Below are 11249 nucleotides of genomic sequence, written 5' to 3'. Positions count from 1 at the left end.
GTCATACCTCCCATCATGAGGGTGACCAGGGCCGTTCACCGTCCGTTCACCCCTGGTAGGGGGATTGAGTCACTTTGGCTGCATAACTTCGTAGCGACTAAGGACCAAGTGGGAGGAACCCAACCGTGAAGTATGCAGGCCGGCTCGCCGCCGTCGCCGTCGTCGGCGCGCTCTCGCTCGCTGCGTGCGGCACAGACAACAACAGCGGCGCCGACGCCACCGCGTCCGCCGGTGCCACCACCGCCGCGGGTAACGACAACGGTCTGAGCGGCACGATCAACGCCGCCGGATCCTCGGCCCAGGCCAACGCGATCGACCAGTGGAAGAAGGACTTCCAGAGCAAGAACCCGGGGGCCAGCCTGAACTACCAGCCCAGCGGTTCGGGCGCGGGCGTCCAGGCCTTCATCCAGGGTACGGTCGCCTTCGCGGGTTCCGACTCGGCCCTCAAGGACGACAAGGGCGAGCCCGCTCAGGCCGACGCCCGGTGCAAGACCGGCAAGGCCATCAACATCCCGATGGTGACCGGCCCGATCGCGGTCGTCTACAACCTCCCGGGTGTCGACGGGCTGCAGCTGTCCCCCAAGACCCTCGGCGGCATCTTCAGCAGCAAGATCACCAAGTGGGACGACGCGGCCATCAAGGCCGACAACCCGCAGGCCAAGCTGCCTTCGACGCCGATCCAGGCCTTCCACCGGGCCGATGAGTCCGGCACCAGCGACAACTTCACCAAGTTCCTCAAGGCCACGGCCGAGTGGCCGTACGAGCCCGCCAAGGCGTGGCCCGCCGAGGCCAAGGGCCAGGGCGCCAAGGGCTCCGACGGCATCGCCTCCTCGGTGAAGGGCGCCGAGGGCTCGATCAGCTACGTCGAGCTGTCGTTCGCCGAGAACTCCCAGCTCCAGAAGGCCAAGGTCGCCAACGGCGCGGGCGAGTTCGTCGAGCTGAACGCCGACAGCGCCGCCAAGACGATCGAGACCGCGGAGATCAAGGGCACCGGCAACGACCTGAAGCTCGGCATCGACTACGCCACCAAGACCGCGGGCGCGTACCCCATCGTCCTGGTGACGTACGAGATCACCTGCGAGAAGGGCCTGCCCGCCGACCAGTCGAAGCTGGTCAAGTCCTTCCTCACCTACACCGCCAGCGACGAGGGCCAGGCCGCGCTGAAGGACCTCGGTTACGCCCCTCTCTCGGGCGATCTCCTGACCAAGGTCCGCACCGCTGTCGAGGCGATCTCCTAGCAGCCGATGACGACCAACGTTCGTACCCGTGACGGCGGATCGGCCAGGAGCCGGTCCGCCTCGCGGCGCAGCCATGGTGAAGGGCCCTTCCGTTACGCCGCCACCGGCGCGGGCGTCATCCTGCTGGGGATCATGGCGGCCATCGCCGTCTTCCTCATCAGCGAGGCGATCCCCGCCCTGCAGGCGAACAAGGGTCACTTCTTCTCCGAGCTGGTCTGGGACCCGAACGGCAGCCAGGTCTTCGGCATCGCCGCCCTGGCGTTCGGCACCGTGCTCAGCTCGGCCCTCGCGCTCGTCATCGCGACTCCCATCGCGATCGGCGTGGCGCTGTTCATCTCCCACTACGCGCCCCGCCGCCTGGCGGGGCCGCTCGGCTACCTGATCGACCTGCTCGCCGCCGTCCCCAGTGTGGTGTACGGCCTGTGGGGCGTGGTCTTCCTGGTGCCGCTGCTCAAGACGCCGTCGCAATGGCTGAACGAGAACCTGGGCTGGTTCCCTCTCTTCGCCGGCGAGGGCGCGATCGGCGGCAAGACCATGCTCGCGGGGGCCATCGTCCTGGCGATCATGATCCTGCCGATCGTCGCCGCCATCTCCCGCGAGGTCTTCCTCCAGGCGCCCAAGATGAACGAAGAGGCGGCGCTCGCGCTCGGCGCCACCCGCTGGGAGATGATCCGGATGGCCGTGCTGCCGTTCGGCCGTCCCGGCGTCATCAGCGCCGCGATGCTCGGCCTCGGCCGGGCGATGGGCGAGACCATCGCGGTCGCGCTGATCTTCCCCGCCACCTTCGACATCAGCTTCGAGATCCTCACCCCGCACGCCAACAGCATCGCGGCGAACATCGCCAACGGCTTCGGTGAGGCCACCCCGATCGGCAGAGGCGCGCTGATCGCCTCCGGCCTGGTGCTGTTCGTCATCACACTGCTCGTCAACATAGCGGCCCGCATGATCATCAACCGCCGCAAGGAGTACGCGAGGGCCGCCGCATGACCGCGATCCAGCACATCTCGACCAGCCGCCGCATCAAGGACCGCGTCGTCCAGGGGCTGGTCTACCTGGCGTTCGCCCTGGCCGTGGTGCCGCTCGTGTCCGTGCTCTGGCTGGTGATCAAGAACGGCCTCGGGCGCTTCGACCTGGACTTCCTCACGCACTCGATGCGCAACATCGGCGCCCGCGACGCGGGCGGCGGTGCCTACCACGCGATCATCGGCACGCTGGAACAGGTCCTGCTCGCCTCGCTCATCTCCGTCCCCATCGGGCTGCTGACCGCGATCTATCTGGTCGAGTACGGCAACGGCGGCCGGTTGAGCCGATATATCAGCTTTTTCGTGGACGTCATGACCGGCGTCCCTTCTGTCGTCGCCGGCCTGTTCATCCTGGCGTTCTGGGTCCTGTTCCTGGGCCTGCCGTTCTCCGGGTTCGCCGGGGCGCTGGCACTGTCGATCCTGATGATGCCGACCGTGGTCAGATCGGCCGAGGAGATGCTCCGCCTGGTCCCGAACGACCTGCGCGAAGCCTCGTACGCGCTGGGTGTGGCCAAGTGGCGCACGATCATGAAGGTCGTCCTGCCGACCGCGCTGACCGGCATCATCACCGGCGTCATGCTGGCCGTGGCCAGAGTCGCCGGCGAGACCGCGCCGCTGCTGCTCACCGTGTTCTTCACCGACTCCATCAACAACGACCCGTTCAGCGGGCCGCAGATGGGGCTCCCCCTGTTCGTCTTCGACCAGGCGGGTCGTCCCAACGACACCGCCGTGGATCGGGCCTGGACCGGAGCCCTCACGCTCATCCTGATCGTCATGCTGCTCAACCTGGTGGCGCGCCTGATCGCCCGGTGGCGCGCGCCCGCCAGAGGCCGATAAGGGGTAAAGCCACTATGTCCAAGCAGATTCAGGTCTCCGGCCTCGACGCCTACTACGGAGGCCACAAGGCCATCGAGGACGTCTCGATGACCATCGAGCCGCGCTCGATCACCGCGTTCATCGGTCCCTCCGGGTGCGGCAAGTCGACGTTCCTGCGCACGCTCAACCGCATGCACGAGGTCATCCCCGGCGCGCGCGTGGAGGGCAAGGTGCTGCTCGACGGCGAGGACCTGTACGCCTCCAGCGTCGAGCCCGTCTCGGTACGCCGGATGATCGGCATGGTCTTCCAGCGCCCCAACCCGTTCCCCACGATGTCGATCTACGAGAACGTGGCCGCCGGGCTCCGGCTCAACGGCCGTGTCTCCAAGTCGGAGATGGACGGCGTCGTCGAGACGTCACTGAAGGGCGCCAACCTCTGGAACGAGGTCAAGGACCGCCTCAACAAGCCCGGCGCGGGCCTGTCGGGCGGCCAGCAGCAGCGACTCTGCATCGCCAGGGCCATCGCGGTCCAGCCGCAGGTGCTGCTGATGGACGAGCCCTGCTCCGCGCTCGACCCGATCTCCACTCTGGCCATCGAGGACCTCATGGCCAAGCTCAAGGACGACTACACGATCGTGATCGTCACCCACAACATGCAGCAGGCCGCCCGGGTCAGCGACCGGACCGCCTTCTTCAACCTCGCCGAGCAGGGCAAGCCCGGCAAGGTCGTCGAGATGGACGAGACCTCCCGCATGTTCACCAATCCCACCGAGAAGGCGACCGAGGACTACATCACCGGGCGCTTCGGCTGATGATCCACCAGCAGGCGGCATCCAGTGTGAACGGGGACACGAGGACGAAGCCCATCCTGCTCATCGCGGACCCGGACAACGGGGTCGTGGAGGACGTGGCCACCGCCCTCGAACGCGAGGGCGTCTCGGTCACCGGCGTCCCCGACGGCGCCCAGGGCCTGATCCAGGCCGGGGCGCTGCAGCCTGACGTGGTACTCGTGTCGGCCACGCTGCCGGTCATCGGCGCCGTCGACTTCGTACGGGCGGTACGGCTCTCGCGGGCCGTGCCCGTTCTGCTCGGCGTCGGAGAGGGGCACGCCGAGCAGGCTGTACAGGCGCTCGCCGCCGGTGCCGTCGCCTGCGTGGCCAGGCCGTACCGGGTGCCGGAGTTATTGCCGTTCATCCACGCGGCCTCCCCGGAGGGCCGCGAGGTGCTGGTCGTGGGCGGCGTCGAACTCGACGCCCAGGCCTACCAGGTACGGGTGGACGGACGGGTCGTGCACCTGCCGCTGCGCGAGTTCGAGCTGCTGCAGTATCTGATGCGCAACGCGAACCGCACGGTCACACGGGAGCAGATCATGCGGCATGTGTGGCACACGGTGTCCAGCACCTCGACGAATACGATCGCGGTACACGTCAAGCGGCTGCGGGCCCGGCTGGGCGACGACGAGGACGCACTGATCCAGACGGTCCGCGGCGTGGGCTACCGTTTGGTCGCCCCCGCCCCCTCCGGCTCTGTGTGACCCTGCTCGGCCCTGTATGACCCCGTGCGGTCAGGCGTGGCACGACCGGAAAGATTTCATGATCCGCTCGGCCACGCCCTGCACGGTCGCGATGCCCTGGCCGGTGTCGGCGTTGTTCTCGGTCAGTACGGCCAGCGCGTAGTCATGGCCGTGGCCGCGGATGAGGCCGACGCTGACGATGGCCCAGCGCTTGGTGGACACGCGCTTCAGCCAGCCGTTCTTCAGGGCGACACGGTCACCCTTGCACTTGGCGGCGCTCACGCCCCAGTCCTGGCCGTCGATCACCTTGCCCATCAGCCTGAGCACCTGCGCACGGTCCTTGGCCCGGAGCGGGCTCTTGGCCGACACGAGGGCCTTCATCAGCCGCACCTGGTCTTCGGCCGAGGTGCCGGTGATGCCCCAGCAGTACAGGTCGACGCAGTCACCCGGAACCCCCTGAGTGTGGCGGAGCCCGAACTTCTCGCCCGCCTTCGTGAATCCGGCGGCCCCGCCGATGCGCAGCCAGAGACGGTCGGCGGCGTGGTTGTCGCTGTAGCGGATCATGAGGTCGGCGTCGCGCCTGGTGGCCTTCGAGAGCTTGTGCCAGGGGGTCTTGAGGAGGAGCGCCATGAGGATCTGCACTTTGGCGGTGCTCGCGGTGATCAGCCGTTCGTTGCGGTGATAACGGTAGAGACGCCCGGTGGTGAGATCTTTCACCATGGCCGTGACGGGACCCGGACGTCCGGCCAGGTACTGATCGAGCCGCTTGGTGATCTTCTTAGCTGCGATCGGCGGCTCCGGCTTGGGCTTCTCGCGATGCTTCACCGGCGCGAGGGCTTCGACCAGTGCCTGCTGCTGAAGCAGGATCGGGGCCTGCTGGTGGAAGGCGGCCGGGCGCTGGACCGGCTCTCGCTGAGGCGCCGGCCAGACGGCCAAGACCAGCAGGAGGATCCCCGCTAAGGCCACGCGGGAGAACCCCCCAACGCCTCTGCCCGCCACCATTCGTGAATTATCACGAATGGTACTGATGTGACGCTAGTGGCCAGTAGTGCCCAGTTTGGGAGACCAGGTCAGCGTCACAGGTGTCCCGTTCAGCAAACCCTGTGGGGCGGCCTCGCCCAGTGGGGCGGCCTCGCCCAGTGGGGCGGCCTCGCCGGGGGCGGCCTCGCCCAGTGGGACCGGCCTGGCCCTGTAGGTCGGCCTGGCACCTGCGGGACGATCGCCTGGCGGCCCGCGACCTGGCCAGGGCGAGCACGAGCCGCGAGCGCGGCCACAGGATCGGCGTCGCGCGTCGTCGCCAAGAGCACCGAGCACACGAGCAGCGAGCACCGACAACTCGCAGCAGATCGTCGTGCACGTCCTGGACTCGACAGCTGGCCGGCCAACGCCCGGCCACCACAATGCCGACGCACGGACCACGCTATCTAGGGTCGTCAAGCAAACTGGCTGCCCAGCCGCCTGGAGGTCTGGCAGGCCACGTCAGGCAAGTGGACCCAGCATGCCGATCGCGGCGGAGTCGGCGCGAAGGTATTCGAGCGTGTGGAGAGGCGATCGATCAGCGATGGGCCGTTGCGGTGAGGCGTCGCAGTGCGGCGTGGGCGGGTGGGCCCCACGTGGCCTTGCCGCCTGGGCGGCCGCGGACGCCGGCCTCTCCGATGAGGATGCCTCCGAGCGCCTGCCCCGCCGCCCATCCGCGAGCGCGGCGCAGGGTCGCGGCGTCCGGGGCCGGCTGGTAGGCGGCATGGAAGCGGTCGGCAGCGCCATCCGGCAGCAGATTCCAGGCGGCGGCGAGGTCTGCGGCCGGATCGCCGGCGCAGACGTCGCCGAAGTCGATCACGCCGCAGATGGTGCCGTCAGCAGTGAGGACGTTGGCCGGATGCAGGTCGCTGTGGAGCCATAGCGCCGGGCCTGTCCAGCCAGGCGCGGCGGCGGCATCGTCCCAGATCGCGCGGACGGCGTCCGGGTCGGGGATCAGCCCCAGCTCGGTGGCCGAGGCGAACTGCTTGGCGAACCTCTCGGAGTGGTCGGCCAGCGACCCTCCGCGGCCAAAGCGGCCGGCGGGCGCCTGGTCGGGGGCGGGTCGGTGCAGAGCCGTCAGGAAGCGGCCAACGCGTCGGCCGCCTCCTCGGCGCGCGTGACGGGGGCGCGGTCGGCAGGCTCGCCCCGCACCCAGGTGGTGACGATCCAGGGTCGCGGAAACAGAGCGGAGGGCTCGCCGAGGCGCTGCGGAACGGGAACCGGCAGCGGAAGGCGTGGGGCGAGATCCGGCAGCCAGGTGTATTCCTGCCGCAGCAGCACGTCCGCGTCCTCCGTCGCCCAGGGCAACCGGACGGCGAGGTCGTCGCCGAGCCGCCATAGCTGGTTGTCCCAGCCACGCGCGCCGAGCTTCACCGGGTAATCGGCCAGGTCGGGGTGCTGATCACGCAGCAGATCCCGCACCAACTCCGCGGTGATCTGGATCTCGGTGTGCGTCATGCGGATCAACAGTAGCCGGATGGCAGCCGCCCGTTTTCTCCCCGGTTCAAGGCTCTCAGACCAGGAGACCCAGGATTCGAGCGCTTCCCTGGCGGTCAGCTGCCGCCCAGGGTCGGTTTCCGGGCTTGAGCAGCAACCGAACGGTCAGTCACGTTGAAGAGCCCGGCGGACGCCTCTTACCGTCACTGGCCGTTCCGATGTGGATGGCGTCGGATGGGCTGTGTCGCACACCGATCGCTAGCGGGGCGCCCCGTCGCGCTCGCTTCTTTGGGCGAGACGCTGGGCTTGTCCGTTGTGCACGTCGCTTACCCACTCCCAGCCGGGCTTGGCCGATGGACCGACCCGCGGGTCATTGACAACCTGATGGTCACGCAGGGCCTGCACGTACGCCCGATCCTGGTCGATCTGGGCGCGCAGCTGCTCAGCTCCGCCGACGGACCCGTGACCCGGGATGAAGACATCGACGTCGCCTGCCACGCCTTCGAGCAGTCGCAGCGCGGCGAGGTAGTCCTCGATCGGGTCAGCGGCGCTCAAATCGAGCATCGGAATCAAGACATCAGACAGCATGTCGCCGACGACGAGAACCCTGCGTTCCTCGATCAGTAGCGCCGCATGGCCCTGAGCATGTGCCTGATGCTCGATGATCCGGACCTTGGGGCCATCCCACGGAATCTGCGTAGTTTCGGCAGGCAGGCCGGTAATGAGGCCGAACAGGTCCAGTGGCGTCTCCTCAGCGATTTGCGGCGGCAGCCCCTCAGCGACGCGGGCCTTCCAGTCCGCGTTCGACAGCAGATCTCGCATATAAGCCGCGCAGCGGGCTGTACCGTAACGGGGAGCTTCGCCGAGCTTGGCGTGCCAGAGCACGTGATCCCAATCAGGATGCGTCGAGAAGCCTGCCACAACGGACTGGCCCAACTTACGAAGGTCGTCCGCGATGGCGACCATCTCGTCGCCCGTGATCCCGGGGTCAACGAGCAACACGCCGGCCCGGCCTTGCACGACAACGGTGTTGTTCTGGAGCAACTCACTCTGGTGGGCCAGGACACCCTCCGCGACCCGCCTCAGCATGAGCTCGCCTCCTTTGCATTCTGGATGGCGTAACGATGCATCGTGACGCCCTGCTCGAACGATCGCTGCTCGAGCAGATCGAGCTCGATCGGCATGTCGTAGTCGTCGAACAGCGGCCTGCCGAAGCCGAGGATCGCCGGGTGGGTCCAGAGCAGCAGCTCGTCGAGCAGCCCTGCCCGGAGCAGCTGTGTGGCGAGCGCCGCGCCGCCCACACTGATGCTGCCGTCGGTCGCGGCCCGCAGGGCGGCGAGTTGCTCGATCGCATCGTCTCCGCCGATGATCCGGGTGTTGTGATCGGCGCCGCGGCGGGTGCGGGAGACGAGCACCTTGGGCTTGGCGGTCCAGATCTCGCCGTACTCACGCATGTAGTCCGGCAACGACGCGTCCTCGCGTGCCCGTGGCCAGTACTCCTCCATCGTCTCGTAGATGAGCCGACCATGGACCATGAGCGCGAGCTCCCGCGTCTGGGCATTAGCCTCGCGGTGCAGCTCCTCGCTGATGCGCAACCACTCGCCAGCGCCGTTGTCCCCAGGAACTTGCTCGATCCGCAGGTCGAGGGACACGTTCATCGAATAAATGAAGCGGCCCATCATCCCCCTTCCTCATAGTGCTTGCATTCTGCAACTACTATATTGAGGGCGAAATACCTGTCAAGGAGGGAATCGTGGAACCACGGTCCGGGTGTCCGATCAACGCCGCCGTCGAGGTGCTCGGAGATCGCTGGTCGTTGCTCGTGCTTCGCGACGTCATCTTCGGCGACCGCCGCTACTTTCGGGCGCTGCTCACCGGTTCGATCGAGGGCATCGCTTCGAACATCCTCGCCGACCGCCTCGTGCGGCTCGTCGAGGCGGGGATCCTCACCCGCGGCACCGCCGCGCGGGGGCAGCGCGCTCGCTACAGCCTCACTGAAGCCGGTATCCAGACTCTTCCGATCATCTACGCCCTCGGCAACTGGGGCCTCGACTGGCGCCCGGGCAGCGACGAGTTCCGGAGTCGACAGCAGCTCATGCGCGATGAGGGTCCGGCCTTCATCGAGGAGCTCATGGACGAGCTTCGCGTCCGCCACCTCGGCGCCCCGCCGAAGCCGCACGACGGTCCAGGCCCGTTCGAGCGCCTCGACGCCGCCCACGCCGCGGCCGCCGAGCAACAACACGTCGATTGACGGTGACGGAACGGCCCCGCCCAGACGCTGAAGTGGTCTGCATTAGATCAGTGATCCATGAGCTCCGCAGCACGTCGATCGGCACTTCCGCATCAGCGTGCAGCTGGCGATAAGAGTGCCGGAAGGCGTACGGGAAGATCAGCGAGCGGTCGAACGGCACCCGCCGCGCCTCCAGGCCGAACTCCTCGGCCAGCAGTTGCGGGACCTCATCGTCGAAGGCCCGGATGATCGGCGAGATATGGTGGGACTCCAGGTGCCGCACCCGCCCGAACTCGCCGGCCGACGAGAACAGGAACTCCTCCGACCCACTCGGTAACTCGATCGTGGCGCGGACGGCCAGCCAGGTCAGGTGGTGGACAGTGGCCACGGTCGCGGCCGGGATCGGCAGCCGTCGCCCGTTGCGCAGGCCCTTGCCATTGTCCCAGCGCAACTGCCAATGCTCCCTGTCCTTCTCCAGGCAGTCCGCTTCCACCTGGGCGATGTCGTAGGGGCGGCGGCCGGTGTCGCGCATCAGCTCATAGATCGCCACTGAACACTGGCGAGGCAAGTACGCGCCAACCTTACTTAATTCACATGACTGGCTACTAAGGGTCATTCAGGTAGGCGCACGGACGCCACGATGCTGGCGTTCCTGCGCACGCACAACACCACGGTCTCGCTCGCACGGACACCACGATCTGCTGTCCACCCAAGTTCTGTATCGGCATCGAACTCCTACTGACAGACGGATAGCCCTGGCCAGGAGTCCAGTTCGAGGCCCGGTTCGGGTCAGGAGTCGGGCTCGGGATTCGGTTCGGGGTCCTCGAGGGTCGGGATCGTGGGAGAGAGCAGGGTGTCGGCGTGCTCGCTCAGCCGGCCGCGTACGAGTCGGTAGACGCGGAACTCGTTCGGGTGAGTGCCTTCGTCGTCCCAGAGGTGGAGCAGCCCGTAGGAGCCAGGCGCGATCTGGCCGATCCGTTGGAACAGCCCGAGGATGATGTCGCTCCAGCCGCCGTCCCGATTGGGCTGGCCGGCCACGTGCAAGGAGGGACTACCGTTCAGCCAGCGCAGGTCGATCAGGCCGTAGTCGGGAAGTTGCGCCAGATAAGCACGAATCTCCTCCACCTGCCGCTCCAGGAGGCCATCGTCGCCGTCATCGTGCGCCCCCTGCTGCTCCAGGGGGCCGTCATGGTCGTCGGCCGCCTGCTGCTCCAGGAGGCTGTTGTAGCCGTAGCCGCGGTCGGCGCGAGCCATCTGACGGATGGTCACCCACCCGTGATACTCCATCATCGTCCCCCCTTTCGCCTTCGCCCTCTCTCCATCAGGCCGACTCGTGTGAGGCTCGGGAACGCAAGAAAGGCCTCAAGGGCCAAGCGGTCCCCCTCCCGCCCTTGGCCGTCCGCCCAGCAGACCGCCCCGCGACTCGCGGGACCGCACCCTACAAGGCCCGGAAACGTAAGAAGGGCCCCACGCACCAAGGCGTCAGACCCATGGCCGTGAACGGTCCTCACGCGCTACCCACCCTTCCACTCACCTGGCCCCAAAACGCAAACCCCATAACGCAAGAAAGGGCCCCACGCGGCAAAGCGTGAGACCCATACACCGTACAACGCAGAAAAAAAGGGGGGCCGCACGCGTAAGGCGTGCAATCCCCCGTAACACAGGGAAAAGGGCCCCACACGTCACGTGTGGAGCCCTTTCCCGCTATCAAAGATTGTCCGGCGGTGACCTACTCTCCCACACCCTCCCGAGTGCAGTACCATCGGCGCTGGGAAGCTTAACTTCCGGGTTCGGAATGTAACCGGGTGTTTCCTTCCCGCCATAACCGCCGTAACCCTATGAAACTGTCAAACACACAACCAACCAGGCGTGTTTGTTGTTTCAGAATCGCATAGTGGACGCGAGCAAGAAAAGCTTTGTGGTCAAGTCCTCGGCCTATTAGTACCGGTCAGCTCCACACGTTACCGTGCTTCCAC

The 11249-nt window shown here is 67.2% G+C and carries 10 protein-coding genes, 1 rRNA gene and 1 pseudogene; 6 read left to right on the top strand and 6 right to left on the bottom strand.

Features of this window, described 5'->3' with window-relative positions; genetic code table 11:
* Positions 1-125: 125 nt before the first annotated feature.
* The 5 genes from pstS to LDL49_RS48945 are packed head-to-tail and all read left to right on the top strand — an operon-like array spanning position 126 to position 4610.
* Positions 126-1238, top strand: coding sequence for a phosphate ABC transporter substrate-binding protein PstS (pstS, locus tag LDL49_RS48965; protein ID WP_225301822.1), 1113 nt, complete (start codon positions 126-128; stop codon positions 1236-1238).
* A 6-nt stretch (positions 1239-1244) separates the two neighbouring features.
* Positions 1245-2225, top strand: a complete 981-nt coding sequence (pstC, locus tag LDL49_RS48960; RefSeq protein WP_225301821.1) for a phosphate ABC transporter permease subunit PstC — start codon at positions 1245-1247, stop codon at positions 2223-2225.
* A complete protein-coding gene (gene pstA / locus LDL49_RS48955; RefSeq protein WP_225301820.1) occupies positions 2222-3097 on the top strand; it encodes a phosphate ABC transporter permease PstA in 876 nt (291 codons plus the stop codon). Before pstC ends, pstA begins: the two co-directional genes overlap by 4 nt.
* Positions 3098-3111: 14 nt before the next feature.
* A complete protein-coding gene (pstB, locus tag LDL49_RS48950; protein ID WP_225301819.1) occupies positions 3112-3888 on the top strand; it encodes a phosphate ABC transporter ATP-binding protein PstB in 777 nt (258 codons plus the stop codon).
* 26 nt (positions 3889-3914) lie between these two features.
* A complete protein-coding gene (locus tag LDL49_RS48945) occupies positions 3915-4610 on the top strand; it encodes a response regulator transcription factor (protein WP_225301818.1) in 696 nt (231 codons plus the stop codon).
* A gap of 30 nt (positions 4611-4640) precedes the next feature.
* Here LDL49_RS48945 and LDL49_RS48940 read toward each other — a convergent pair whose 3' ends face one another.
* The 4 genes and pseudogenes from LDL49_RS48940 to LDL49_RS48925 all read right to left on the bottom strand — a co-directional run bounded on the left by LDL49_RS48940 (position 4641) and on the right by LDL49_RS48925 (position 8701).
* The gene (locus LDL49_RS48940) at positions 4641-5591 is read right to left on the bottom strand and encodes a serine hydrolase (protein ID WP_225301817.1); all 951 of its coding nucleotides are present in this window, start codon (positions 5589-5591) and stop codon (positions 4641-4643) included.
* 553 nt (positions 5592-6144) lie between these two features.
* Positions 6145-7064 (bottom strand): annotated as a pseudogene (locus LDL49_RS48935) (aminoglycoside phosphotransferase family protein).
* A gap of 237 nt (positions 7065-7301) precedes the next feature.
* Positions 7302-8132, bottom strand: coding sequence for an MBL fold metallo-hydrolase (locus LDL49_RS48930; protein ID WP_225301816.1), 831 nt, complete (start codon positions 8130-8132; stop codon positions 7302-7304).
* The gene (locus LDL49_RS48925) at positions 8126-8701 is read right to left on the bottom strand and encodes a dihydrofolate reductase family protein (protein ID WP_225301815.1); all 576 of its coding nucleotides are present in this window, start codon (positions 8699-8701) and stop codon (positions 8126-8128) included. The genes LDL49_RS48930 and LDL49_RS48925 overlap by 7 nt, the downstream gene beginning before the upstream one ends.
* A 95-nt stretch (positions 8702-8796) precedes the next feature.
* Here LDL49_RS48925 and LDL49_RS48920 point away from each other — a divergent pair, with 95 nt between their 5' ends.
* Positions 8797-9294, top strand: coding sequence for a winged helix-turn-helix transcriptional regulator (locus LDL49_RS48920; protein WP_225301814.1), 498 nt, complete (start codon positions 8797-8799; stop codon positions 9292-9294).
* Positions 9295-10062: 768 nt separating this feature from the next.
* On the opposite strand, the gene LDL49_RS48915 is transcribed toward LDL49_RS48920, so the two are convergent.
* Positions 10063-10527, bottom strand: a complete 465-nt coding sequence (locus LDL49_RS48915) for an Imm7 family immunity protein (RefSeq protein ID WP_225301813.1) — start codon at positions 10525-10527, stop codon at positions 10063-10065.
* A 462-nt stretch (positions 10528-10989) separates the two neighbouring features.
* A 5S ribosomal RNA gene (gene rrf / locus LDL49_RS48910) occupies positions 10990-11106 on the bottom strand.
* Positions 11107-11249 lie beyond the last annotated feature (143 nt).

The sequence above is a fragment of the Nonomuraea aurantiaca genome, assembly GCF_020215705.1.
Classification (GTDB): Bacteria; Actinomycetota; Actinomycetes; order Streptosporangiales; family Streptosporangiaceae; genus Nonomuraea; species Nonomuraea aurantiaca.
This window is presented reverse-complemented; position numbering and strand designations above follow the sequence as displayed.

Bases quoted from the DNA above. Each gene is read 5' to 3' on its own strand.
- pstA (WP_225301820.1), top strand. From the start codon at position 2,222: ATGACCGCGATCCAGCACATCTCGACCAGCCGCCGCATCAAGGACCGC.
- pstC (WP_225301821.1), top strand. From the start codon at position 1,245: ATGACGACCAACGTTCGTACCCGTGACGGCGGATCGGCCAGGAGCCGG.
- pstB (WP_225301819.1), top strand. From the start codon at position 3,112: ATGTCCAAGCAGATTCAGGTCTCCGGCCTCGACGCCTACTACGGAGGC.
- LDL49_RS48930 (WP_225301816.1), bottom strand. From the start codon at position 8,132: ATGCTGAGGCGGGTCGCGGAGGGTGTCCTGGCCCACCAGAGTGAGTTG.
- LDL49_RS48925 (WP_225301815.1), bottom strand. From the start codon at position 8,701: ATGAACGTGTCCCTCGACCTGCGGATCGAGCAAGTTCCTGGGGACAAC.
- LDL49_RS48915 (WP_225301813.1), bottom strand. From the start codon at position 10,527: ATGGCTCGCGCCGACCGCGGCTACGGCTACAACAGCCTCCTGGAGCAG.
- LDL49_RS48940 (WP_225301817.1), bottom strand. From the start codon at position 5,591: ATGGTGGCGGGCAGAGGCGTTGGGGGGTTCTCCCGCGTGGCCTTAGCG.